This window comes from Streptomyces tatrensis, from assembly GCF_049310065.1.
In the GTDB taxonomy this organism is placed as follows: Bacteria; Actinomycetota; Actinomycetes; order Streptomycetales; family Streptomycetaceae; genus Streptomyces.
On record NZ_JBMDLB010000011.1, the window covers coordinates 175,396 to 200,040 of the forward strand.

Below are 24,645 nucleotides of genomic sequence, written 5' to 3' on the forward strand. Positions count from 1 at the left end.
GGACGGAGAAGGCCGGGCTGCCCCCGAAGGAGCAGCCCGGCCCGTTGCGTGGCTGTTCGTCAGTCCGCGTGCCCGAGGCGTACGTCCCGCTCGGTGCGCTCGCCGCCCGCGACCTGCAGGACTGTCGCCACCGGTGGATAGCCCGCCCCGATGACCGTGTAGTCGCCCGACGGCAGGTCGACGAAGCGGAAGGTCCCGTCCGCACTGGTGGTCTGGGTGTCCACGACGTTGCCGGCCGCGTCGAGCAGGGTGACCCTGGCATCCTCGACCGGCCGCCCCGCGCCGGCGCGCACCGTGCCGCGCAGGACCGCGCCGCCTGCGAGCTCCACGTCCTGGCGGGTCTCGCGGGAGGCCTGCACGCTCACCGGCAGTGCGGCCGGCCTGTACGCCGGGGCGCTCGCGGCCAGGGTGTACTCCCCCGCCACCAGCTCCGCGATGACGTACGTGCCCTCCCGGCCGGTCCGGGTGGAGGCGACCACCTCACCCCGGACGTCGGTGAGGGTGACGGCCGCGTCGCGGACCGGGGCGCCGTCGGCCGTGACGACCGCGCCGGCCAGCCGCCCGGTGCCGCCGAGCACCACGTCGAGCTCGACCGGCCCCTCGCCCACGGTCACGCTGACGGCCCGTGGCTGATGACCGCCGGCCGCCGCGATCAGGACGTACGAACCGGGGTTGCGCACGCTCAGCGCGTAGCGTCCGTCGGCTCCGCTGGCGCCCCGGCCGACTTGATGGCCGCTCACGTCGATCAGGGTCAGGGCGGCGCTGGGGACCGTGCTGCCGTCGGGGTGCTGGACGGTTCCGCAGACCGGCAGTCCGCCCGGCCGGGAGGCGTCGGTCGAGGTCCGTGCGCCGGGGACCTCGCCGGGGAGCGGCTGCGCGAGGGCCTCGGAGGGCGGCGAATCGGCTGCGGGGGCGTTGTGGGACACCAGCGGTTTCTCCTTGAGGAAGCAGGCGATGAGCAGGCCGAGGACGAGCACCGGCACGAGGTAGAGGAAGATCCGCGGCATCGCCTCGGCGTAGGCCGCGATGTACGCGTCCCTGACGGCCGGAGGCAGGGAGTGCACCAGCTGCGGGGTGATGCCGGAGGGGTCCGGGAGCCCGGTGCCGGCGGGCAGCCGGGCGGCGAGTGCGTCCGTCAGCCGGCCGGCGAAGACCGTGCCGAAAACGGCGGCGCCGATGCTGCCGCCCATCTGCCGGAAGTAGTTGTTGGCGCTGGTGGCGGTGCCGAGGTCGGTGGGCCGCACCGAGTTCTGCACGGCGAGGACCAGCACCGGCAGCACGAGCCCGATGCCGATGCCGAGGACGGCCATCCACAGGCTGTACGCGAGCTGGGTCGTGCCGGTCTCCAGCCGGGACAGCAGCCACATGCCGAGGGTGGACAGCGCCCCGCCGAGGACCGGGTAGACCTTGTAGCGGCCGGTCCGGCTGATCAGCTGGCCGGAGACGATGGAGGCGACGACGACCCCGCCCATCATCGGCAGCATCAGCAGCCCGGACTCGGTGGCGGTGGCGCCCTCGACCATCTGGAGGTACGTCGGCAGATAACTGGCCGCGCCGAACAGCGCGATGCCGACGACGGCCCCGACCAGACCGGTGACCGTGAAGACCGGGTCGCGGAACAGCCGCAGCGGAATGATCGGCTCGGCCGCGTGGTGCTCTGCGATCACGAAGAGCAGGGACGTTCCGGCAGCGCCGACGGCGAGGCCGAGGATCATCCGCGAATCCCACGCGTACTCGGTTCCGCCCCAACTGGTCAGCAGTACCAGGCAGGTCGAGGCCGCCGCGAGGAGTACGGCGCCGATCACGTCGAGCCGCGGCCGGACCGTGGGCTTGGGGAGCTTCAGCACGACGGCGATGACGGCCATGGTGATCAGCCCGAACGGGACGTTGATGTAGAAACACCAGCGCCACGACGCGTGGTCGGTGAAGAACCCGCCGAGCAGCGGTCCGGCGACGGATGCGAGGCCGAAGGCCGCGCCGATCAGCCCCATGAAGCGGCCGCGCTGCCGGGGCGGCACGATGTCCGCGATGATCGCCTGCACACCGATCATGAGCCCGCCGGCGCCGGTGCCCTGGACCGCGCGGAAGGCGATGAGCTCGTTCATGGTGCGCGACCAGCCGGCCAGCGCGGATCCGACGATGAAGACCACGATGGCGAACTGGAAGACGCTCTTGCGGCCGAAGAGGTCGCCGAGCTTGCCGTAGAGCGGCAGCCCGATGGTGGAGGTGAGCAGATAGGCCGTGATGGCCCACGACATCCGGTCCAGGCCCTGGAGTTCCCCGACGATCTTCGGCAGCGCCGTGGCTACGATCATCTGTTCCAGCGCTGCGAGCAGCAGCGCCAGCATCAGCCCGAAGAACACCAGGCGGACCCGGCGCGGGCTGAACTCCCCGGGCGCCGGGCCCGCGTCGGCGGAGGGCGGCGGCCCGCTCGCGGCGTCCCGGCCTCCCGGCTCGGGACGGCTCCTCTTTTCGAAGCGGACCGGCGCGGGCCGCGGGGCGGCCTGCTCGTCCGTCACCAGAGTGATACCGCCCACGTACTGCTCCCCTCGTTGCCTCAGGCAATCTCGCCTGCGCCGCCCTTTTCTCGCATTCGGCAACAGCTGGAGCAAACGCGCGGATTGACGTCCCGGACCTGCCCGACGGGCATACCGGCCGGTGGGAGGGGGTGCCATGAACAATCGGCCGGTACGGAGAACCACCCGAATCGGTGAGGCTTCGGACCGGCCCGTGACCGGGCCGCAGATCAGACGCGGAAGACCGATCCCACGAACTCCGCCAGGAGCCGTTCCTTCAGCGGCCCCGGCAGTGCGTCCAGCAGCATGAGGACGGGAGCCGTCCTGGCGGGCAGCTTCCCGTCGCCGCCGAGGCCCGCGAAGGCCAGGACGCCGGCGATCTCTTCGGGCCCGAGGGTCTCCGGGTCGAGTCCGGTGGCCAGCTCGACCAGACCCGGGTCCACGGTCACCGGCGGGAGCACGCGGGCCGCGGCGAGGGCGGCGGCGAGGTCCGTGACCAGGGCGTCCACCTGGCCGACGGTGGCCGGGGTCAGGGTGAGGTGCAGGTTGGGCGGCAGGCCGTCGAAGGAGAGCTGGGGCTGCAGGTACCAGCCGCGCTCCCGCATTTCGTCGGCGAGGTGCAGCAGGAGGCTGAGGTCGGGTGCCGCCTCGTACTCCGTTCCGCCATCCTGCGCACCTCCATCCTGCGCACCGCCGCCCTCGACGGCGTCGCCCCGGGGGGCTCCGGCCGTGAACGCCACCAGCCCGGCGGCCGGTTCGCCCAGGACGCGCAGGCCGTCGATCCCGCGCAGCCCCGCGAGCAGCCGGTCCGACGCCTCGGCCACCCGGGCGGCCAACGCGGTGTAGCCGTCCTCACCGACGTACTGGAGCACCGCCCAGGCCTGGGCCAGCAGGCCGCCGGACTTCGTGCCCTGGACCGTGGGGTTGACCACCGGGTAGCCGGGCCAGCCCGCGTGGGCGAAGTACTGGTGGCGGCGCAGCTCGGCATCCCGGTACAGGACGACGGAGGCGCCCTTGTCCGCGTACCCGTACTTGTGCAGGTCCACGGAGAGCGAGGTGACCCCGGGCACCGACAGGTCGAACGGCGGGACCTCGCGCCCGGCCCGCCGCAGGTGGGGCAGGAGCCAGCCGCCGATGCAGGCGTCGACGTGGCAGAGCACGCCGCGCCGGGCGGCGGCCGCGGCGATCTCGGGCACCGGGTCGATCACCCCGTGGGCGTACGAGGGCGTCGAGGCGACCACCAGCGCCGTACGGTCCGTGAGGGCCGCGGCCATGGCGTCCGCGTCGGCGCGGAAGGTGACCGGATCCACGGGGACGACCACGGTCTCCAGGCCCAGGTAGTGGGCGGCCTTGTGGAAGGCGGCGTGCGCGGTGGACGGGAGCACGAGCTGAGGCGCGGTGACCCCCCGCACGGCCCGCGCGTGATCCCGTGCGGTCTTCACCGCGAGCAGGATGCTCTCCGTCCCGCCGCTGGTGAAGGTGCCCTGGGCGCCGGGCGCGCCGAGGACCGCCGCGACGGCGCCCACCAGGTCGTTCTCCAGCCGGGCCACGCTCGGGAAGACGGTCGGGTCGAGCCCGTTGACGGTGGCGTACGCGGTGTACGCGGCGGCGGCCAGCTCGTCGAGGCCGTCGAGCCCGGCGTCGTAGACGTAGGCGAAGGTCCGGCCGCCCCGGGTGGGCGCGTCGCCCTCCCGCAGGGTGCGCAGTTCGGCGAGCACGTCCTCCGGGGTGCGGCCGCCCGGCAGGGCGCGGGTGGGTTCAGTCGACACGGGTGTTGTTCTCTTCCTGCCGGGGCGATTCGGACGGTGCGGGTACGGGTGCGGGGTCGTGCGCGGTGGCCCCGGCGGGGTCCTCGCGGTAACGGTGCAGCAGCCACAGGCTGGCGGCGGCAAGGGCGGCGGGGAGCACGCTCATGCCCGCCGTGATGCCGGTGAGGGCCGCCTCGGGCTGGGCCACCTGGTGGTCCGCGTCGGAGGAGCGGAACCCGGTCACCGTGAGGACCAGGGCGAAGACGCCCGCGCCGAGCGCGAACGCCAGGGTTTCGGCGGCCGTCCACAGCCCGGTGAACGTCGCGGCACGGCGCTTGCCGGTGCGGGCCGCGTCCGCGGCGAGGGTGTCCGCCAGCATGGTCAGCGGGAGCAGCTGCAGTCCGGCGTACGCCACTCCGACGACCGCGACCGCCGCGTAGCCGAGACCGGCCCCGGCCGTCGGGGTGAGGGCGAGCAGCAGGGCGCCGGCGAGGAACAGCAGCGAGGCGGCCCACTGCGCGTTCTTCACGCCCCACCGCCGGGACAGCCCGCTCCACAGCGGCATGAAGAGGACGAGGGGGCCGATCAGACAGGCGAAGAGCGGGGTGACGGCGGTGGGCGAACCGAGGGTGTACGTGGCGAAGTACTGCACTCCGGCGAGCATCACGCCGACGGCGAGGGCCTGGAGCGTCCACATGCCGGCCAGGTAGAGGAACGGCCGGTGGGACCGGGCGGTCGCCAACTGGGCGCGCAGGGACGGCTCGGACTCGCTGCGGACGGCCCGCGGTGCCCACCGGGTGGTGAACCAGGCGCCGAACATGCCGAGGGCCAGCAGCACGGCGACGGCGGCCCCCATCAGCCGGTAGCTCGCCGGACTGCCCCCGTCGGCCTGCGCGAGGGCCGGGGCGAGCGCTCCGGACAGCAGGATCGCGACGCCCAGGAAGCCCACGCGCCAGCCGAGGATCCGGCCGCGTTCGGCGGGGTCCTCGGTCATCTCGGCGGGCATCGTCACGTACGGCACCTGGAAGACGGCGTACGCGGTGGCGGCCAGCAGGAAGACCACGGCCACGTATCCGGCGGCGGCCGCACCGCGGAGCGGAGGCGCCGCGAACAGCAGGACGAACAGTGGGGGCAGGGTGCAGGCACCGGCGAGGAGGAAGGGCCGGCGGGGGCCGCCGCGCAGCCGGCTGCGGTCGGACACCACGCCGACCAGCGGGTTGATCAGGACGTCCCACGCCTTGGGCAGGAAGACCGCCGCCCCGGCGACGGCCGCCGGGACCGCGAGGATGTTGGTCAGGTAGTAGAGCAGGATCAGGCCCGGCACGGTGGCGAACGTGCCGGTGCACAGGGAGCCGAGGCCGTACCCGATCCGCACGCGGCGCGGCAGTGGCGGAGCCGGCGCGCGGTGGGCACGGAGGTCTGCTGGCATGCGCAGATCATCAGCGAGCGGAGGAGGGGGTGGCAAGGGGTGAGTATGACAGCGGCATGAACTCCCCCTGTGACACCCGACCGGCCGCCGCCCTCCCCCGGGTCCGCTCGCCGCACCCGTTACAGGTCCTGTCAGCAGTCCCACCAGTTGGTCCAGCCACCCGACCCGGTCCAGCGCTTGCACCAGTAGCCGTTGTAGGTGCCCCAGACCTTGAGGTCGATCCTGGACGACGACAGGTAGGTGACGCCCACCCCGCTCTTCGCCACTCCGCCCAAGTCGTGCCAGGGGCCCCAGCTCGAGCTGCCGGGGCTCAACTGGTGGGAGTCGTAGACGTGGTTGTCGGTTCCGACGACGAACCACTGGTAGTGGCCGTCGGGCCACTGCACCAGCGTCGGCTCGTACTCGCAGATGTAGTAGCCCTGGTGGCCCCCCGCGTTGATCCCGCAGGTCGACGCGGACGCCGCTGACGGCGTGGCGACGAGCGTGCCCACCGCCAGGGCGGTGGTCAGCAGTCCTTGCATGACGCGGCTGCGTAACTTCGACATGTTTCCCCCTGGTAGGGACGAGTTGGTGAGTGCAAGCTTTGCCGGGCCCGGCGCCCCGCACCACGATTTCGCCCCTGCTTAATCCAACGCGAAGCTACGCTCGCAGTCGTGATCCAGCTTCTGTTAGGGCCCGACGACCTGACCCGCATACGGTTCGCCCTGTCGCCTCTGGAAGAGCTCGCGCAGAGCGTTCCCGTGCTGACGGGGAGTGGTCGTCACATGGTGCACCGGCCCTGGCGGACCCGGGCCCTGCCCGCGGTCGCCCACCTCGATCTCAGCGTGCTGGCAGCACTCACCCAGGGGCCCCGCTTCGTAGCGGACTTCCTCGCGCCCCCGCCCGAGGCGATGACCGGGCACTTCGCCGACGAACTCGACGCGATGGCGAGCACCCCCGGCGAAGAAGTGGTGCGCTCCCTCGACGAGATGAAAGCCGGTCAGGGCCTGCCGGTTTCGCTGCGCCCCCTCTACGAACATCCGGAGCGCGAACTCTCGCGACTCGCCGCCACCATGGCCGCCTACTGGAGCGCCGCGATCGAACCCGTATGGCCGCGGCTGCGCTCCCTGAGCGACGCCGATGTCGCACACCGCGCACAGCAGCTCACCACCGGCGGGCTGGACAGGGTCTTCGCGGACCTCCACCCGGAGGTCACCTACGCCTCCGGGAAGCTGAACATCGACAAGCCCCGCCACGACGCGGTGCGCTCCGCGGCCGGCGCCGGACTGCTCCTGGTGCCCTGCGTCTTCGCCTGGCCCAGGCTCCTGGTGCTGCACAACGCACCGCAGCAGCCGACCCTCACCTACTCGCCGCGCGGCATCGGCCAGTTGTGGTCCGCCCGGGATGACGAACAGCCGCAGCCGCTGACCGAGCTGATGGGCCGCAGCAGGGCGGCTCTGCTGGTGCACCTCGATCTTCCGGTGTCCACCACGCAGCTCGCCGCGTACCTGGGGGTGAGCAGCGCGGCCGTCAGCCAGCACCTTGCCGTCCTGCGCCGCTGCAACCTGGTCACCTCGCACCGCTCGGGCCGGTGGATGCTGCACCAGCGGACCGCCCTCGCGACGGAGCTCCTCCTCCCGGGGCGACGGCCGGAGCCCCGGTGACCACCCCGGGGCCACGCCGATCGCCTCCGGGGCCGGCCGGGAACTGATGCCGGCGGTTCAGCCGGTTTCCAGAGCCTTCTTGAGGTTGCGCAGGGTCGTGCCGATGTTCCTGCGCTGGAAGTCGGCGAAGAGGCTTCCGCGCGTCGCGATCCGGTCGAAGGCGTTCGCCACGAAGTCCGGCCACGACCGGCGGTCGTCGGTCCACGTCTCGGTCACCAGGGTCCCTTCCGGTACCTCCTCGAAGCGGTACTCCCAGGTGGCGATGGGACCCCGCAGCCGCGGCCGGGTGACACCGATGGCATGCACCCGGAACCGGAACAGCCTGTCCTGCTCGAGCGCCGTCACGGTGCACCGGGTGGTCCAGCGGAAGGCTCCGCGCTTGTTGCGTCCGTCGAAGACCATCCCGACGCTCGGCTCGCGGGTGCCGTCGTGCACGGTGGCACCGAGGTTCTCCGGGCTCCACTCCCCCATCCGCGCGGGATCGGACACGCGCCGGTAGATCTCTGAGGGACGGGCACGGACGACGATGCTGTCGGACACCGTCAGCGTACGAGGCATGGTTCCCCCTTCACAGGGCCAGATGCTGGCGCTCCGGCTGCACCCGAGACTACCCCTCGGTAACTTCGCGATCGGCCGGTCCCCGCCGGGAGCGTGCCAGAGCTCGCCATCCCAGGGCCGTGCCCGTCAGCCCGAGGAGCAGGGCCACGTAGGCGCCGCCGAGCCCGTTGCCGGTGCCGAGGCCGCCGTCGGCGGTGGCCGCGACCAGAGCGCCGAGGGCGATGCCGATCAGCCCCGCGACCATGGCGGTCACGGCCCCGAACGGCCCGTTGGCAGTGCCGAGACGACCGGCGGGTCGGGCCGACGCGAGGACGGCGATGACCACGGCGGCCAGCCCCAGCAGCCCGCCGGTGGTGGCTCCGAGCCTTCCGAGGCTGAAGTCGGTGACGGCGGCGGCGACCGGCGGGACCGATGCGTGGGCCGCTGCCGGTGTGGCAAGAGCGAGGCCGGTGAGCAAGGCGGTCACGGAGGCGGCGACCAGGGTACGAGCGGACATCAGGGTGCTCCTTCTCTTCCCGCGCATGGATGTGGTCCGAGCATGTCCGCCGGGCCCCTGCCCGGTCGTCCCGCAGGCGCAGACACTTCGCGCTGCCACGGACGCGGCAGGCGCTGCCGAGCTACTGCACCCGTGGTAGTCGACCGCTCGTCCGCGAGCGGGATCCGCCCGCCGCGGCCGCGGGCTACGGTGCGCGCATGAGCAAAGGGCGGTTCCGCGTTCGGGCGGGTGTCAGGGACTGGCTGATCGCCGTAGGCGTGGCGGCGGCGCTGCTGGTCACCGGGCTGTCCGGGCAGCACCCCGGCGCGGGCCTCGGCCTGCTCGGCTACGTACTGCTGGCCGTCGGCGGCCTGGCCCTGGCCTTCGGCCGGCGGGCTCCGGTCGCCGTCCTCGCCGTCACCGGGCTCTGCGCGGTGGGCTACCAGGCGGCCGGCTTCGACGTGGCCGCCGTCGCGTTCCTCTTCGCGGTGTACGCGGCCATGCGGGCAGGACACCGCATCGTCACGGTGGCGGTGAGCGTGGTCGTGCTCGCCGCTCTCCCCCTCGCGGCCCTCGCCTCGGGCCTGCACGACACCGGCGAGGCGTTCGCGCAGGCCCGGGGCGCCCTCCAGATCGCCTGGCTCATCGCGGCCGGAGCCGCCGGCGAAGCCCTCCGGCAGGCCGAGCAGCGGGCCGACGAAGCCGAGCGCACCCGGGAGGAGACCGCGCGGCGCCGCGCCGACGAGGAGCGGCTGCACATTGCGCGGGAGCTGCACGATTCGCTCACCCACCAGATCTCGGTCATCAAGGTGCAGTCCGAAGCCGCCGTCCACGTGGCCCACAAGCGCGGCGAACAGGTCCCGGAGGCCCTCCTGGCGATCCGGGAGGCCGGCCGGGAGGCGTCCCGGGAACTCCGCGCCACCCTGGAGGCCCTGCGGGACGACGACACCACCCCGCCGCACGGTCTCGATGACGTCCCCGACCTCGTCGAACGGGCCGGCAGGAGCGGCCTGGAGGCGACGCTGACGATCGAGGGCCGGCGGCACGACGTGCCGACCGCAGTGGGCAGGACCGCCTACCGGATCGTTCAGGAATCGCTGACCAACATCGCCCGTCACGCGGACGCCGGCACGGCATCGGTCCACATCGACTACCGGCTGGACACCCTCGCGATCCGCATCGACGACGACGGCAAAGCCACACCGGACAGTGCCCAGGAGCCCGGCATCGGGCTCCTGGGGATGCGCGAACGCGTCACCGCCCTCGGCGGCCGGCTCCGGGCAGCACCCCGAGGCGAAGGCGGCTTCAGCGTCCAGGCCGAACTCCCCGTGGAACGAGCATCATGATCCGTGTCCTGCTCGTCGACGACCAGCCGCTCATCCGCAGCGGATTCCGCGCCTTCCTCGACCTCGAAGACGACATCGAGGTCGTGGCCGAGGCCGCCAACGGGCTGGAGGGCCTGGAACTCGCCCGGGTCCACCTGCCCGACATCGCACTCATCGACATCCAGATGCCGGTCCTCGACGGCATCGAGACGACCCGGCGCATCACGGCCGACCCTGCTCTCTCCGGAGTGCACGTCGTCATCCTGACCAACTACGGTCTCGACGAATACGCCTTCGACGCCCTACGTGCCGGAGCCGCCGGATTCCTCGTCAAGGACATCTTCCCGGAAGACTTCCTCCACGCCGTACGGGTCGCCGCGCGCGGCGACGCCCTCCTCGCACCCTCGATCACCCGAAAGCTGATCAACCGGTACGTCGCCCAGCCGCCCCCCACCTCCAGCGGCACCGGCACCGGCACCGGGACGCCTCTGGAGGGGCTGACCGGCCGCGAACGTGAGGCCGTCGTCCTGGTCGCGCAAGGCCTGTCCAACGACGAGATCGCGGCCCGCATGGTGATCAGCCCACTGACCGCGAAGACCCACGTCAACCGGGCCATGTCCAAACTCCGGGCCCGCGACCGCGCCCAGCTCGTGGTCTTCGCCTACGAATCCGGCCTGGTGGCGCCCCACAAGTCCTGACAAGTGCTGAGCGACGTTCTGTGTGCGAGACGCGGTGAGCACACAGAGCCGTACCGAGTCGGAGGCTAGGTTCTGTTTCTTGGATCAGGTGCGGAGCCAGATCGTGAGGGCTGCGACCGTGACGGTCCCGAGGTAGACGTAGGCACGTTTGATGCCCCTATAGATGTCAAACAGCGACTGGGGTGGGTCCTGTCTGGTCAGCGGGAGCGCGTGTCGGGACGATGAGCCGGTAGATCTCTCGTGCGACGTAGCGTTTGAGGCAGCGGATGATCTCGCGACGTGTCTTGCCCTCGGCAAGACGTCGCCGCAGATAGTCCCGGGACCGGTCGTCCCAGCGCAGACGACTGAGGACGATCCGGTAGAGGGCAGCGTTTGCCTGGCGGTCGCCACCGCGGTTCAGCCTGCGCCGTTGCGTCTTCCCGGAGGAGGCCTCGACCGGGCTGGTGCCGCATAAGGCTGCGAAGGACGCCTCGCTAACAAGTCGCTCAGGGTTGTCGCCGGCCGAGATGAGCAGGGCGGCGGCGCTGTCTGGGCCGACGCCACGGACTTCCAGCAGGCCCGGCGTACTGACTTCGACGGCCTCGGCTATCCGCTTGTTGAGATCGTCGATCTCCTCGGTGAGGTGCCGGATGCGGCGGGCCAGCAGCCTCAAGGTGTGGCGGGCAGCCCCGGCCGGCCCGGATGCGTGCTGAGCGTCCAGCTCGGCGCACCGCTTGAACAGGTGCGGGTTACTCAGCCCCGCCAGCGACTCGCGCAGGGTGGTGTCAGCCGAGACCAGAACGCTCTTGAGCTGGTTAATCGCCTGGGTTCTGGACTTGATCGCGGACCCTTTTGCCAGCTTGAACAGCCGGAGCATCTCTACTGGACCGTCGCTGGTCTTCGCCGCGGCGGTGGCGCGTCCGGTCAGCACGGCGCGGGCAGCGGCCTCGGCGTCGATGGCATCAGTCTTGCCGTGGCGGCGTCGGGCGGCCTTGTCAGGCTGGTTGACCTCAGTCACCTCGATCCCTTCGGCGCGCAGGTGCCGTGCCAGGGCGGCTCCGTAGGAGCCGGTGCATTCAACGCCAGCCCGTCGCAGCACGCCGAAGGATCGTGCCCAGTCGATGAGTTGTCGATAGCCATCAGCGGTCGCGGGGAAGCTGCGGCCGTCCAGAGCGGCGCCGAGAACGGTGATGACGGCCGCGGCGTGGACGTCCTTGTGGGTGTCCACCCCGAGCAAGACGTCCTCAGTGTCTGCAGGGACGTGACATGGGGCATTGGGCTGCGTGATGCTGGTCAAGGTCGCCTCTCCTGATCGCCTCGGGAACCGGTGGCCGTCGCCGGGCCGGGGGGCGGTCAAGACTGTGACGGTGCCTGTCGCGAAGGCCCCTATCGGGACACGTCCCCCTGCCCGACGGCAGCAAGTACCGCCCCGAACCGTGGCCGACAGATCAAACGCAAGGCACCAGGGCCAGTCGTAGCGCGAGCCAGGCCACCGCTTGGAGCGGCACCCGACCATCCTCACAGTCGTAGCGGGTGGCTACGGCCCGGAGTTCTTGAGGCGGTTGATCGCCCGCTCGACGACGTTGCGCTTCTTGTAGCGGTCCTTGTCGAATCCGGTTGGCCGTCCGCCGGCCGAGCCGCGCTTGCGGCGGTTGGCGCGTTGGTCCTTCGGCTCGGGAATGGTGTGCCGGATCTTGCGTTTCCGCAGATAGCGGCGGTTGCTCCGGGAGCTGTAGGCCTTGTCGGCGCCGACGCTGTCGGGCCGGGTGCGGGGCCTGCCCGGCCCGACGCAGGGCACCGAGATCTTCTCCAACACAGCCTCGAACTGCGGGCTGTCCCCGCACTGCCCGGGCGTGAGGAGCAGCGAGAGCGGGCGGCACCGGCCGTCAGCGGACAGGTGGATCCTCGTGGTGAAGCCACCACGCGAGCGCCCTAAGCACTCGCCTGCCGCACCACCTCCGCCAGGCGGGCAGACAGCTTCCGCAGCACGGGATCGCCCGGGTTTGCCCCGCCGTGGGCCCCCTTTTGAGGAGCAACCGGCGGCGGGGCCGCCTTCCTTGCGCCGGCCGCGTGCTGATGGGCCCGGGCCATGGTGGAGTCCACCGACACGTCCCAGCCGATCCCGCCCTCCGCAGCCTCGGCGGCCTGCACACGTGTCAGCAACAACTGCCAGGTTCCATCGGCCGACCAGCGGCGATGCCGTTTATAGACCGTCTCCCACGGCCCAAATCGTTCTGGCAGATCCCGCCATGGCACACCGGTCCGCACCCGGAACAGCACCCCGTTGATGACCTTCCGATGCTCACTCCACCGGCCACCACGCGACCCACCACGGGGCAGGAACGGCTCCAGCCGCTCCCACTCCGCGCTCGTCAGATCTCCCCGCCCCACCATGCTGACCAGCTTGAACCCGACAACATGATCACGTCAGGAGATCCAAGAAACAGAACCTAGTCGGCTTGGGTCCATCGCTTGCGCCGAGAGGCTCGGGCTCGGGTCCAGCCTGCGGGCACTTCGAATCGTGCCGCGTCGTCGAGGTCGTCGGTGCAACCCATCACGACGAGCCGTCCTGAGGGCGCGTGGAGGCTCGCCTCGACGACGTGATCGAAGTCGCCGCTGTCGTCGTGCGGCTGATCTGCGAGGACATGGACGCTGACTGCCACGGTGTCGTTGACGGCGGTACCGATGGCCAGGGCGTCTTCAATGACGCCGAGCCCGTCCGCGACGGTCTGTTCGGTCCACACGCCGCTGAAATCGCCTTCGGATCCCTCGTCCAGGACGTGGATCTGGAAGTAGTCCGCGAAGAGTTCGAGGTTGGTCGCCACGGAGGCATCATCCCTGGTGCCGAGCAAGGACAGCACGGCAGGGCGGGGTGAGGCCGGTGGGCACCCGCCGGCGGTTGTCCGGGGACCGCGACCGCGGGCGTGCTGGCCGAACGGGAAAGGGCCGCCGCCACCGTCGTGGTGGCGGTCTACGGTGGCGCGATGACAGTTCTGATCATCGGCGGCAGCGGCTTCCTCGGGACCGAACTGGTCCGGCAGGCGAGCACGGCGAGGCACACGACCGTCGCGACGTACGCGACCAAGCCCGGCCCCACCTCCCCGACCAGGTGGTGTCACCTTGACCTGCGGGACGCAGCCAGTCTGGACGCCGTCATGTCCGAGGTTCGCCCGCAACTCGTCCTCAACGCTTCGAGTGGCTCGGCCGACTGGGCGACCACGGCAGAAGGCCCCGTCCGGCTCGCGATGGCAGCGGCGAGGTACCGGACCCGCATGGTCCATGTGTCCAGTGACGCGGTGTTCTCCGGCGCACATGTCCACTACGACGAGTCCAGCCTCCCCGACCCCATCACCCCCTACGGCGCTGCCAAGGCCGCGGCCGAGACCGGTGTCCTCGCGGTGCACCCGAAGGGCGCCGTCGCTCGGACATCGCTGATCATCGGCCACGGCCGTTCGGCACACGAGAAGGCCGTGCACGAACTCGCCGACGGCACGCGCGACGGCGTCCTGTTCACCGACGACATCCGCTGCCCTGTCCACGTCACCGACCTGGCCGCCGCACTCCTGGAGCTGGCCGGCGCCGACGCGACCGGAATGCACCACCTCGCCGGCCCCGACGCGGTGAGCCGCCACGAGCTGGGCATCCTCATCGCCGAGCGGGACGGGCTCGACGCCGCCCGGCTCCCCACGGGCCTCCGGGCCGAAAGCACGCTCCCCGGCGCCCTCGACGTACGCCTCGACTGCCGGGCCACCCGGCGAGATCTGCGCACCACGCTGCGCGGGGCCCGGCAGTTCCTGCGGCCCGGGTTCGCCATCTGACCCGACGGGTCCGTCAGCCGCCCGGGGCGGGGGCGGGCTGCGGCGAGCGGCCTCTGCGCCGGGGCGCTCATCAGGTCGGCGAGCAGGCCTTGGCCCGAATGGACGCAGGGACCGGCGGCAGCGGTGGCAGCCCGGCGGGTCTCGCCCGAGACTCGTCGCCAGAGACGACGAGCGCGAGGAAGGACTGCAGCCCATGCCGCGAGCCGAGGAGGAAGACGTCGCCGCCCGCCCCATCGGTACGGTGGACCAGGGCCCGGGAAGAGCCGCCGGACACCTGCGGACCGCGCTCAGGAGGACCAATCTGCTCCCGGCATTCCTGGTACTCACGGTCATGATGGTGGCCCTGTGGCTCATGGGCATGCCGTTCCTTCAGGCCCTGACGATCTCGACCGCAGTGAAGATCGCGGTGGCCCTGCTCGAACTCCGCCGGCTGCCCGGCCCTCCCGCCGACTGACGGGGCGATCGGGAGCGCCGGCGCTCCACCGCAGGTCGGGCCGGCGCGGCCATGACCGGCGCCGACGCGACGGCTCTCCGTGTGTTCTCACACGGGGAGGACGCCCGGGGCCGGTCGAGGTCGCGGCTCCGCTGAAAGGTCCGTGGAGCGGAACTGTGCGTGGTGTTCCCGCAGGAAAGCGTCGAGGGTACGGGGCGGGCGGCCGAGGAGGTCGGTGACCGTGGTGGTCGGGTTCTCGGGCCGGGTGACGGCGAGTTGCTGGATCTCGGTCACGTGGTCGGCGAGCCAGTCGGGCATGTGGGCGTTACGGATGAGGCTGTCGCGCAGTTCGTCCGGCGCGAGGTCGACGTAGCGGACCGGACGGCCCGTCAGAGTGGTCAGCCGTGCGGCGAGTTCGGGGTACGCGACGGCTTCGGGTCCGGTCAGGGTGTAGGTGCCGCCGGCGATGCCGGGCCTGGTGAGAGCGGCTGCGGCGACGTCGCCTATGTCGCGGCAGTCGACGTAGTTGCAGGGCGCTTCGCCCATCGTGCCGAGGATGACGCCCCGGGCGACGGCGGGAGCCAGGCGCAGGAGGTTCTGCATGAACGCGTAGGGACGCAGGACGGTGTGGGTGAGGCCGCAGGCGCGCAGGTGTTCCTCGACGGCGTGGTGACCGCGGGAGACTGCGACCGGGGAGTCGGCTTCGGCGGCGGGTGCGGAGATCTTGACGATGTGTCCGATGCCGGCTTGGGCGGCGATGTCGATGACGCGGGTTTCGAGCGCGACCTGTTCGGGGCCGTTGGCCATGGCGAGGAAGAGCTGGTCGGCGCCCTTGAACGCGGTGCGCAGGGACCGGGGGTCGGCGGCGTCGGCGTACTGCACCTCAACGGGCAGCGGGTGTATGCCGGTTGCGCCGGTTGTGCTGGTTGCGCCGGGGATCGGGATGTGCGGAGTGCGGGTCAGCGCGCGGACGGGTGCGCCGAGGGCGAGGAGACTGTGGAGCAGGGCGTTCCCGGTGGCTCCGGTCGCTCCCATGACAACGATCATCGCGTACTCATTCCTTTGCTCGTTCCTTGGTGCCTGGGTCGGGCCGGGGCCCGTCGGGCGGGTGGGCCCGGTGGAGGGACGGGTCACGCCGGGGAGCCCGGCAGTGCCGGGGTGGTGGCGCGCCAGCGGAGGGTGACGATGGTGGTGGCGAGGGCTGCGGAGACCGGCAGGTCGATGCGCAGGCGCTCCAGCCAGGGGGCGGCGGGGACCGGGGTGTGGGCTGGTATCCATTGGGCCGTGAACCATCCCAGCAGGGCCGCCGCGCCGGCGGTGGTGATGACGAGTGCGGCGGTCAGGACGAGGCGCGGAGTGGTGACGGTCCAGCGTCGGGGCCGCCCGCCGCGCCGCAGCCAGGCACCGACCAGGAACGCCACCACGGCCGAGGTACCGGCGATGGAGGTGCAGGCTGCCACGGCCAGGTCCCGCTGCCCATTGACGAGACCGGCGGTACCGGCCATCAGCGCGGGGGCGGCGTAGGCGGTCAGCACCTCACGCCACAGGGTGAACGGCCGTGACGGCCGGGTGGCTGCTCGATTGCGGCTGGTTCTGTCCTTCGTTGCGGGCATGGTGGCCTCTTTCTCGTACGTGCGAGGGAAGCGAAGGATCGCGGCGAAGGGCGGGGCGGGGGTGCAGGTCAGCCCGCGCCGCCGCCCATATAATTAGGCGGCTAACCATAGGGGGTGGAAAAAGGGCCCGCCCTGAGGACGGGACCAACACAGCGGAGCGTGCGGTCAGTCGGTGACCAGGGCCGCGCTGCCGCGGACCACTCGGGCGAGCAGATCCAGGAACACCGCGCGCTCCTCGGCGGAGAGCCCGCCCACCATCGCCTCGAGCCGCCCGAAGTGGTCGGGCGCCATGTCGCGCAGGAGCTGCGCACCACGCGCGGTCAGGATGGCCACCGTGCCCCGGCCGTCCTCCAGGGAGGGCCGGCGCGCGATCAGGCCTTCGCGCTCGAGGCCGTCCAGCAGGCCGGTGACCGTGGCCCTGGAGACATCGAGGTCGGCGGCAAGGTGCGACGGAGACTTCTCCCCGCCGTGGTCTTCGAGGTCGGCGAGCACTCGGTAGCGCCCCGTCGACAGGCCGAACCGGGCGAAGTGCGCCTCGGCCATCCTGCCGACCCGCGCACCGGCCGAGATCAGCCGCACCGCGACCAGCACCGCCTGCGGATCGACCTCCAGGCCGTAGTGCTCGACCTGCTTCCTGGCCTGGTCCAGCGTGGGGGCCTCACCGTCGATGCCGTCGCTCGTCATGCAGATAATATGTCGGCTAATCACTTGGCCTGTCAAGGCATTCCGGTCGGGACTGGGCCGGGAACGTTGTCAGTTGACGCACTGTCCGGGTCCGTCCGGCGCCCCGGTTGCCTGGGTTTGAGCGGCCTGCCATGTCTTGACCTCGTGCCAGGCGGCCCGCTCCTCCGCCTCGGTGCCCCACCGCCACCAGAACGGCGAGTCATCGGACGCCAGCTCCTCCCACCACCAGCCGACGCTCTCATTCAGGTGCCGGCGGGCGATCACGTCCCTCTCCGCCTCCCAGCAGGCGAGCCACGGGGCGACCGAGGAACTCGCGGTCGCACAGCTCTCGAAGACCTTGCACACCGGAGTCGTTGGCGACTCCATCCGCAGGGCCTGCGTCCACCACGCCTCCAGGAAACCGGCCACTGCCCCAGCCTGCTCGCGGGGCCACCGCGACCAGCCCGCCGCGGCCAGTCCACGGGCCATGAGTTCCGGCTCGTCCGCGCCCTCCGCGAGCACCACGACGAGCTGCGGCAGGACCCGACGGATGATCGCAGGCTGGTCATCGGAGTCGGGCGGACGTTGCCTGATGCGGCACTAGTGGATTCCCCGCCTCCGTCAACCGTTGCGAAACGGTCATGGATCGGTCATCAGGCCCCGGGCAATACTGCGAGGACACCGCGGTGTCCTCTTCCCGTCGGTGATCGCTTGTCTTTCAGGGGGAAATGACGTGCGCACACCTCGCATTCGGAGATCGGGGGCGGCTGCCTCGGCAGCCGTCGCCGCCATCGCGCTCGCGGCGGGTCTCACCACACCCGTCGCCGCCGCGCCCATGACCGGCCGCCCGGACGTACAGGCGGGTCAACAGCCCGCCGGGCAGGGGTTCACCCGACTGATCCTGATCACAGGGGACCAGGTCACCGTGGACTCCGAAGGCCGCCCGGTCGGCTTCGCCCCGGCCAAGGGCCGGGAGAAGATACCCGTGTCGGTCCGCCGGGACAAAGGCGGCAGCAGCCTCGTCCCGCTCGACGCCCGGCACCTGATCGAGTCCGGCCGGCTCGATCCCCGCCTCTTCGACCTCACCGAACTCTCCCGCCCCGAGTACCGCAAGGCCCGCGGCGACCAACTGAAGCTGATCGTCCGCTACGACGGCTCCGCCCCGGCCGCCAAGTCGGCCCTGCGTTCCACGGGCGGCCTGCGCGTGGACCGTACGTACGGCCTGCTCAACGCCGAGGCCGTGACCGCCACCCCGGTGAGCGCCGCCGCGCTCTGGGACGGGCTCACCGGCCGGCAGGGCGGCGCCGCCCCTCTGGCCGCCCCCTCCGGCATCGCCTCCGTCTGGCTCGACGGCATCCGCGCCGCGAGCCTGGACAGGAGCACGCGTCAGATCGGCGCCGACAAGGCCTGGGCCGCCGGCTACGACGGCACCGGCGTGAAGATCGCCATCCTCGACACCGGTATCGATACGGGCCACCCCGACCTCGCCGGCCGGGTCGTCGCCGCGGCGGACTTCTCCGAATCCGGCAGCACAGCGGACCGCTACGGCCACGGCACCCACGTCGCTTCCATCGCCGCCGGTACGGGGGCCAAGTCGGGAGGGAGGTACAAGGGAGTCGCGCCGGGGGCCAAGCTGCTCAACGGCAAGGTCCTCAACGACTACGGCTACGGCAGCGACTCCGGCATCCTGGCCGGCATCGAGTGGGCCGTCGCGCAGGGCGCCCAGGTCGTCAACCTGAGCCTCGGCGCGCCCGACGCGCCCGAGATCGACCCGGTCGAAGCCGCCGTGAACCAGCTCTCCGCCGACAAGGGCATCCTCTTCGCCGTCGCCGCCGGAAACGACGGAAGGTCCGGGCCGGGCACGATCGACTCCCCCGGCAGCGCCGACGCCGCCCTCACCGTGGGCGCCGTCGACAAGGCCGACGTCCTCGCCGACTTCTCCGGCACCGGCCCCCGCGCCGGCGACGGCGCCGTCAAACCCGACGTCACGGCCCCGGGCGTGGACATCACCGCGGCCGCCGCCGTCGGCAGCGCCATCGAACGCAAGGTCGGCCAGAACCCGGCGGGCTACCTCACCCTCTCGGGCACCTCCATGGCCGCGCCGCACGCGGCCGGCGCCGCCGCCCTGCTCAAGCAGCAGCACCCGAAGTGGACCGGTGCCCAGATCAAGGGCATCCTCACCGGTTCCGCCAAGCCCGGCCCCTACAACGCCTTCCAGCAGGGCACCGGCCGCATCTCGGTCGGCCAGGCGCTCGGCCAGTCGGTGGTCGCCGAACCCCTCGCGCTGGCCTTCGCCAACCAGCTGTGGCCGCACGAGGACGACGCCCCCGTCACCCGCAAGGTCACCTACCGCAACCTGGGCACCGCTCCGGTCACCCTGAAGCTGTCCGTCACCGCCACCGGCCCCGACGGGAAGCCCGCCCCGGCCGGTTTCCTCGCCTTCGCCCGACCGAGCGTCACCGTCCCCGCCGGCAAGTCCGCGTCGGTGGACCTCACCCTGAACACCCGGCTCGGCGGCTCCGTCAACGGCCGGTACACCGGGCACGCGGTGGCGACCGCGGCCGGGCAGAGCGTCCGTACGGCGATCGTCGCCGATCGCGAGGTCGAGTCGTACGCGCTGACCGTCCGCCACATCGGCCGGGACGGCAAACGGCCGGCCAGTTACTTCAGCAGCCTCCAGGGCGTGAGCGGGCTGGCCACCGGCAGGAACTTCAGCAACCACGAGGGCTCCGGCTCCCAGACCATCCGTGTCCCCAAGGGCAGCTACATGCTCGACTCGCACCTCTGGGGCGACCCGGAGGACAGCGCGAAGGGCCTCGACTGGATCTCCCAGCCCCGCCTCGACATCACCCGCAACACCACGGTCACGGTCGACGCCCGCACCACCAAGCCGGTGGACATCACGGTGCCCTCGGACCCGTCCGTCGTCGGGTTCATCACCCCCAGCTACGAGCTGCGCGTCGGCGACGTCGGCTACACCTTCGGATGGTGGCTCTACGCCGCGATCCCCCTGCGCACCCGCGGCCAGGGTCCCGAGCCGGCCGCCGGAACCGGTCTGACCCAGCGGTGGGACAAGCACGCGGTGTCCGAGACCGAGGAGTACCACACCACGCTCGGCGGCCCGGTGCGCACTCTGGCCACCGGCTACACCCGCCATCTGAAGGCCTCCGACCTGGCCACCGTGACCGTCGATCACGGCTCCTCGGCCCCTGACAAGGTGGGCATCGTACGAGCGGTCGGCCGGCTTCCGGGCAACGGCGGCCCGAGCTCCATGTGGCAGCCGCGGCTCTTGCCGTACACGGTGACGCTGCACCTTTCCTCGGTCGACGGGGTGAAGTGGGCGCTGTCCGCCTCCCAGTTCGGCATGGACGGGGACGGCAACGAGGTCGCGGAGACCTCGTACGCCGTCGAACGCGCCTACGCGGGCGGTCGCACCCACCGGGAACGCTTCAACACCGCTGCCGCCGGGCCCCGGGTGGACACCGCGGCGGGACTCGGCCTCTACCGCAAGGGCGATCGGATATGGGGCACGTTGCCACTGCTCGCGGACGGCGCCGGGCACGACGGCACCGGCTTCCACGCCAAGGGCAAGACCGTGCTCTACCGCAACGGGGTCGTCGTCGGCAACCAGGCTGCCGAACTCCGCGACGCCAAGCGCTTCTCCGTCGCGCCCGGTGAGGCCTCCTACAAGCTGGTGGCCTCTTCCACCCAGTCCGAGAGCGTCAGCCGCACCTCGTCCAAGGTGACCGCGACCTGGTGGTTCCGCTCCGGCACCACTCCGACCGGCACCCCGGCGCAGCTGCCCGCCTCCGTCGTCCGGTTCGCTCCCGCGACACGTCTGGACGGAACCGTCAACGGGGGCCACCCGTTCCGGGTCCCCGTCACCGTCCAGGGCCCGGCGGCCGGCAAGGGACTGAAGTCCCTGACGGTGTCCGTCTCCTACGACGACGGCTACACCTGGCAGACCCTGCCGGTCCAGGACGGGGCGGTCATCACGCAGACCCCGCCGTCGGGCGGCCACGCCTCCCTGCGGGGCACGGTGGTGGACACCGCGGGCAACAAGTCCGAAGTCACGGTCCTGCGCGCGTACCTGACCGACTGACCTGTCCCCGCACGGCGTGACGAACCCGGAGGCGAGCGCCTCCGGGTTCGTTCGTCATGACGGCCGCCGCGACCCGGGTGTGCAGTGCACCCCGCAGGGAAGCTTCTGGGTGGAGATCGGCGTCACGAAGGAAGGCCATGAGAACCCAGACCTTCACCATTCCCCCGGTGCGGACTCGCTTTCGCTGGCGCATGAACCCACACCACTCCCCCGAGATGGACGCCGAGGCGAATGCGTGGGCCTTCGGGTTGTTCAGCGACGACCCGCGGGTGCCGGCGCCGGTGCATGCCGACAACTACACGACGTGGGCGGCGCTGTGCTTCCCCGACGTGGACCCCGACCTGCTGACCCGGTGGTGCCGCTTCAACGCGCTGTACACGGTCGTGGAGAACAAGCAGGAGGCCCTGTACGAGACGAGCGGCGCCCGGCAGCACCGAACGGCTGTGGGAACGCACGGTCGCGCTGCTCTTCCGGCAGTCTCACGCCGACGACGTGTACGCCGCCGGTGACTGGGGCGACGGACTGACCCGGTACAACCTGACGGCGGCCATGACGATCGCCGAGACGCTCCCGGAGTCGCTGGCCCGGTACTTCCTGCGGCGCATCGCGTACATGGCGCAAGCGCAGTTCCAGGAGGACCAGGTGATCCGCTCACCCCGCATGGGGTGGGGAGAGTACCTGGAGTACCGGCACGTCAACTTCGATGTCCCGCTGTTCACCGCGACCATTCCCGCGCTGCTGGAGCGGAGCCTTTCCTCGGAGGAATGGGAATCGGCCGAACGGGGGCGACTCGACCGGCTGACTGCGCATCACTGCTGCCTCGTCAACGACCTGTACTCGTTCCGGAAGGAACGGGACGACAGGAACGGGAAGAAGGCGCACGTTCAGGCCGTCTCGGTGCTGCAACACGTGCACGGCCTGGGCCTGCAGGAAGCCCTGAACCGGCTCGTCGAGACGATAGAGGAAACGGAACGCCAGTACGTCGCGCTCCGCTCACGCTGGGCCCTCACGCCAGGAGCTGACGAGTACTGCGACCGCCTGGAGGACATCAGCGCGGGGAACCTGCGCTACCACCAGACTTCGCCACGATTCCACGGGGACGGATTTGAGGGCGTGTTCACCGGCGGGGAACAGTTCGTGCGCCGAATCCGGGCCGCCGGGGGCCGTTGACCAGGACTCGGGCAGGATGGCCGGGTGCAGACATCGGAGTTGATCGCGCGGGCGGCCGGACTGGCCGATCAGGGCGCCCGGCGGATCCTTGGCATCGCCGGGCCTCCCGGTGCGGGGAAGTCGACGCTGGCGGCGCTGATCGCGGACGCGGTCGGACCGGAGCGTGCCGTGGTGGTGCCCATGGACGGGTTCCACCTCGCACAGGGCGAGCTGGAAAGGCTCGGGCTGGCCGGGCGAAAGGGCGCCCCGGACACGTTCGACAGTGCCGGATACCTCTGCCTGCTCCGCAGGCTGCGGGCACCCGGCGAACGCACCGTCTACGCACCGGCCTTCGACCGCTCGCTCGAGCAGCCGATCGCGGGCAGCATCGCGGTCGACCCGGGCGTGCCCCTGGTGATCACCGAGGGGAACTACCTCCTTCACGACGCGCCGGAATGGGCACCTGTAAGGCCGCTCCTGGACCAGGCCTGGTACGTGGCGCCCGACGAGGGCCTGCGCGTGCGGCGCCTCATCGACCGGCACGTCCACCACGGCAAGGACCCGGAGTCGGCCCGCGCCTGGGTCGCCCGCTCGGACGCCCCCAACGCCCGCCTCGTCGCGCGCGGCCGCCACCGCGCCGACCTCGTAATCGGCGCCGGCTGACGATCGGGGCGCGTTGCCGGGGGCTCTGACAGCCGGCTCCGGATGCCCGGCTCCGGGGGTGGCCGGAACTCGCCCGAGGTCGCGGACCAGTTGCGTACCAACTGGTAACTTGCGCGAGTTGATCATGCTCGCAGCCACGGCCCGGCCACGCTCCCGGCCCGCGCTGCGTCGCCCCACCCCTCGGTCAAGGAACCACATTGGCACGCACCGCCCGGACGACCTCCCTCGTCTCCACGTCCGCCCTCGCACTCGCCCTCTCCCTCCTCGGCGCCGCCGCCCCCGCGTCCGCCGCCGACGCGCCCACACCCCACCTGGACGCGGTCGAGCAGACCTTGCGTCAGGTCTCGCCGGGCCTGGAGGGCTCGGTGTGGGAGCGCACTTCCGGCAACCGGCTCGGCTCGTCCGAGCCCGGGGGCGCCGACTGGCTGCTCCAGACGCCCGGCTGCTGGGGCGACGCCACGTGCGCCGACCGGTCCGGATCGCGCCGTCTTCTGGAGAAGATGCGCCAGGACATAGCCGATGCCCGGCAGACCGTGGACATATCGACTCTGGCCCCCTTCCCCAACGGGGGCTACCAGGAGGCGATCATCGCCGGCCTCAGGGAAGCGACCCGGAAGGGCAACCGGCTGAAGGTGCGCATCCTGGTGGGCGCCGCACCCGTCTACCACTCCACGGTGATCCCGTCGTCCTACCGGGACGAGCTGCTCACGCGACTCGGCCCGGCCGCCGCGGGGAGCATCACGCTCAACGTGGCCTCGATGACCACCTCGAAGACCGCCTTCTCCTGGAACCACTCCAAGCTCATTGTGGTGGACGGCAGTTCGGTCATCACCGGCGGCATCAACAGCTGGAAGGACGACTACCTGGACACCACCCGCCCGGTGAACGACGTCGACCTCGCGCTCTCCGGGCCCGCGGCGGGCTCGGCCGGCCGCTACCTCGACTCCGTCTGGGACTGGACCTGCCGGAACAAGACCAGTTGGAGCGCGGTCTGGTTCGCCGCCTCACCCGGCGCGGACTGCATGCCGGCCCTGCCCCGGCCCGCCTCGCCGCAGGGCGGGGGCGACGTGCCCGCGCTCGCCGTCGGCGGACTCGGTGTGGGCATCCGCCAGAGCGACCCCTCCTCCTCGTTCCGCCCGGTCCTGCCGACGGCCGCAGACACCAAGTGCGGGATCGGTCTGCACGACTACACCAACGCCGACCGGGACTACGACACGGTCAACCCGGAAGAGAGCGCGCTGCGCGCCCTCGTCTCCAGCGCGAACTCGCACATCGAGATCTCCCAGCAGGACGTGCACGCCACCTGCCCGCCGCTGCCCCGCTACGACGTTCGCCTCTACGACGCCCTCGCCGCGAAGCTCGTCTCCGGCGTGAAGGTCCGCATCGTCGTGAGCGATCCGGCGAACCGCGGCACGATCGGCAGCGGCGGCTACTCGCAGATCAAGTCGCTCTCCGAGGTGAGCGACGCCCTGCGCGGCCGGGTGACGGCCCTGACAGGTGACGGCGCCCGGGCGCGGACAGCCCTGTGCGAGAACCTCCAGTTGGCCACGTTCCGGGCTTCCGACCTGCCGACCTGGGCCGACGGCAAGCCGTACGCCCAGCACCACAAGCTCGTCTCGGTCGACGGCGCGGCCTTCTACATCGGTTCCAAGAACCTCTACCCCTCCTGGCTGCAGGACTTCGGCTACGTCATCGAGAGCCCGGCCGCGGCCGCACAGCTGAAGAGCGAGCTGCTGGACCCGCAGTGGCGCTACTCCCAGGCCACCGCGACGTACGACCACGCCCGCGGCCTCTGCCAGGGCTGACGTCCCCGCCCCATGGTGCGGCGTGCCG

22 protein-coding genes and 1 pseudogene are annotated in these 24,645 nt (G+C 71.5%); 10 read left to right on the plus strand and 13 right to left on the minus strand.

Annotated elements, in window-relative coordinates; all coding sequences use genetic code 11:
- Positions 1 to 59: 59 nt before the first annotated feature.
- The 4 genes from ACODT5_RS16515 to ACODT5_RS16530 form a co-directional block, all read right to left on the minus strand.
- The gene (locus ACODT5_RS16515) at positions 60 to 2,537 is read right to left on the minus strand and encodes an MFS transporter (protein WP_422520047.1); all 2,478 of its coding nucleotides are present in this window, start codon (positions 2,535 to 2,537) and stop codon (positions 60 to 62) included.
- 209 nt (positions 2,538 to 2,746) lie between these two features.
- Entirely contained in the window at positions 2,747 to 4,285 is a 1,539-nt protein-coding gene (locus ACODT5_RS16520; RefSeq protein WP_422520048.1) for a pyridoxal phosphate-dependent decarboxylase family protein, read from the minus strand.
- Entirely contained in the window at positions 4,275 to 5,693 is a 1,419-nt protein-coding gene (locus ACODT5_RS16525; RefSeq protein WP_422520049.1) for an MFS transporter, read from the minus strand. Before ACODT5_RS16525 ends, ACODT5_RS16520 begins: the two co-directional genes overlap by 11 nt.
- A 131-nt stretch (positions 5,694 to 5,824) precedes the next feature.
- Complete coding sequence (locus ACODT5_RS16530) at positions 5,825 to 6,238, minus strand: DUF8189 domain-containing protein (protein ID WP_422520050.1); 414 nt, start codon at positions 6,236 to 6,238, stop codon at positions 5,825 to 5,827.
- A gap of 108 nt (positions 6,239 to 6,346) precedes the next feature.
- Between ACODT5_RS16530 and ACODT5_RS16535 the strand changes: the two genes are divergently transcribed.
- Entirely contained in the window at positions 6,347 to 7,336 is a 990-nt protein-coding gene (locus ACODT5_RS16535) for an ArsR/SmtB family transcription factor (RefSeq protein ID WP_422520051.1), read from the plus strand.
- A gap of 57 nt (positions 7,337 to 7,393) precedes the next feature.
- On the opposite strand, the gene ACODT5_RS16540 is transcribed toward ACODT5_RS16535, so the two are convergent.
- Both ACODT5_RS16540 and ACODT5_RS16545 read right to left on the minus strand, forming a co-directional pair.
- Positions 7,394 to 7,894: an SRPBCC family protein gene (locus tag ACODT5_RS16540; protein WP_422520052.1), complete on the minus strand. Its 501-nt coding sequence runs from the start codon at positions 7,892 to 7,894 to the stop codon at positions 7,394 to 7,396.
- Positions 7,895 to 7,943: 49 nt separating this feature from the next.
- The gene (locus ACODT5_RS16545; protein WP_422520053.1) at positions 7,944 to 8,390 is read right to left on the minus strand and encodes a DUF6223 family protein; all 447 of its coding nucleotides are present in this window, start codon (positions 8,388 to 8,390) and stop codon (positions 7,944 to 7,946) included.
- 197 nt (positions 8,391 to 8,587) lie between these two features.
- Between ACODT5_RS16545 and ACODT5_RS16550 the strand changes: the two genes are divergently transcribed.
- Positions 8,588 to 9,715, plus strand: a complete 1,128-nt coding sequence (locus ACODT5_RS16550; RefSeq protein ID WP_422520054.1) for a sensor histidine kinase — start codon at positions 8,588 to 8,590, stop codon at positions 9,713 to 9,715.
- On the plus strand, positions 9,712 to 10,392 hold the full coding sequence (locus tag ACODT5_RS16555) for a response regulator (RefSeq protein ID WP_422520055.1): 681 nt from the start codon (positions 9,712 to 9,714) through the stop codon (positions 10,390 to 10,392). Before ACODT5_RS16550 ends, ACODT5_RS16555 begins: the two co-directional genes overlap by 4 nt.
- A 166-nt stretch (positions 10,393 to 10,558) precedes the next feature.
- Here ACODT5_RS16555 and ACODT5_RS16560 read toward each other — a convergent pair whose 3' ends face one another.
- The 3 genes and pseudogenes from ACODT5_RS16560 to ACODT5_RS16570 all read right to left on the minus strand — a co-directional run bounded on the left by ACODT5_RS16560 (position 10,559) and on the right by ACODT5_RS16570 (position 13,196).
- Positions 10,559 to 11,668, minus strand: a complete 1,110-nt coding sequence (locus ACODT5_RS16560) for an IS110 family RNA-guided transposase (RefSeq protein WP_422520056.1) — start codon at positions 11,666 to 11,668, stop codon at positions 10,559 to 10,561.
- A 151-nt stretch (positions 11,669 to 11,819) separates the two neighbouring features.
- Positions 11,820 to 12,762, minus strand: a pseudogene (locus ACODT5_RS16565) (IS5 family transposase).
- 59 nt (positions 12,763 to 12,821) lie between these two features.
- Positions 12,822 to 13,196 (minus strand): hypothetical protein, encoded by a 375-nt coding sequence (locus ACODT5_RS16570; protein ID WP_422520057.1) that lies wholly within the window; start codon positions 13,194 to 13,196, stop codon positions 12,822 to 12,824.
- Positions 13,197 to 13,355: 159 nt separating this feature from the next.
- Here ACODT5_RS16570 and ACODT5_RS16575 point away from each other — a divergent pair, with 159 nt between their 5' ends.
- The gene (locus ACODT5_RS16575) at positions 13,356 to 14,189 is read left to right on the plus strand and encodes an SDR family oxidoreductase (protein ID WP_422520058.1); all 834 of its coding nucleotides are present in this window, start codon (positions 13,356 to 13,358) and stop codon (positions 14,187 to 14,189) included.
- Positions 14,190 to 14,382: 193 nt separating this feature from the next.
- Positions 14,383 to 14,643: a hypothetical protein gene (locus ACODT5_RS16580; protein WP_422520059.1), complete on the plus strand. Its 261-nt coding sequence runs from the start codon at positions 14,383 to 14,385 to the stop codon at positions 14,641 to 14,643.
- Positions 14,644 to 14,730: 87 nt separating this feature from the next.
- Here the strand turns inward: ACODT5_RS16580 and ACODT5_RS16585 are convergent, their stop codons facing one another.
- The 4 genes from ACODT5_RS16585 to ACODT5_RS16600 form a co-directional block, all read right to left on the minus strand.
- Positions 14,731 to 15,669 carry an SDR family oxidoreductase gene (locus ACODT5_RS16585; RefSeq protein ID WP_422520060.1) on the minus strand — a complete coding sequence of 313 codons (939 nt, stop codon included), beginning with the start codon at positions 15,667 to 15,669 and terminating at the stop codon, positions 14,731 to 14,733.
- An 83-nt stretch (positions 15,670 to 15,752) separates the two neighbouring features.
- On the minus strand, positions 15,753 to 16,235 hold the full coding sequence (locus ACODT5_RS16590; protein ID WP_422520061.1) for a hypothetical protein: 483 nt from the start codon (positions 16,233 to 16,235) through the stop codon (positions 15,753 to 15,755).
- Between the two features lie 165 nt (positions 16,236 to 16,400).
- Positions 16,401 to 16,919, minus strand: a complete 519-nt coding sequence (locus ACODT5_RS16595; protein WP_422520062.1) for a MarR family winged helix-turn-helix transcriptional regulator — start codon at positions 16,917 to 16,919, stop codon at positions 16,401 to 16,403.
- Between the two features lie 69 nt (positions 16,920 to 16,988).
- Positions 16,989 to 17,423, minus strand: coding sequence for a hypothetical protein (locus ACODT5_RS16600; protein WP_422520063.1), 435 nt, complete (start codon positions 17,421 to 17,423; stop codon positions 16,989 to 16,991).
- 208 nt (positions 17,424 to 17,631) lie between these two features.
- On the opposite strand from ACODT5_RS16600, the gene ACODT5_RS16605 reads away from it, so the two are divergent.
- From ACODT5_RS16605 to ACODT5_RS16625, 5 genes are all read left to right on the plus strand, one after another.
- On the plus strand, positions 17,632 to 21,000 hold the full coding sequence (locus ACODT5_RS16605) for a S8 family peptidase (RefSeq protein WP_422520064.1): 3,369 nt from the start codon (positions 17,632 to 17,634) through the stop codon (positions 20,998 to 21,000).
- Positions 21,001 to 21,137: 137 nt separating this feature from the next.
- Positions 21,138 to 21,509 (plus strand): hypothetical protein, encoded by a 372-nt coding sequence (locus tag ACODT5_RS16610; RefSeq protein ID WP_422520065.1) that lies wholly within the window; start codon positions 21,138 to 21,140, stop codon positions 21,507 to 21,509.
- Entirely contained in the window at positions 21,493 to 22,170 is a 678-nt protein-coding gene (locus ACODT5_RS16615) for a terpene synthase family protein (protein WP_422520066.1), read from the plus strand. Before ACODT5_RS16610 ends, ACODT5_RS16615 begins: the two co-directional genes overlap by 17 nt.
- Positions 22,171 to 22,194: 24 nt before the next feature.
- Positions 22,195 to 22,812 (plus strand): nucleoside/nucleotide kinase family protein, encoded by a 618-nt coding sequence (locus ACODT5_RS16620; RefSeq protein WP_422520067.1) that lies wholly within the window; start codon positions 22,195 to 22,197, stop codon positions 22,810 to 22,812.
- 197 nt (positions 22,813 to 23,009) lie between these two features.
- Positions 23,010 to 24,617 carry a phospholipase D-like domain-containing protein gene (locus ACODT5_RS16625; protein WP_422520068.1) on the plus strand — a complete coding sequence of 536 codons (1,608 nt, stop codon included), beginning with the start codon at positions 23,010 to 23,012 and terminating at the stop codon, positions 24,615 to 24,617.
- Positions 24,618 to 24,645: the final 28 nt, after the last annotated feature.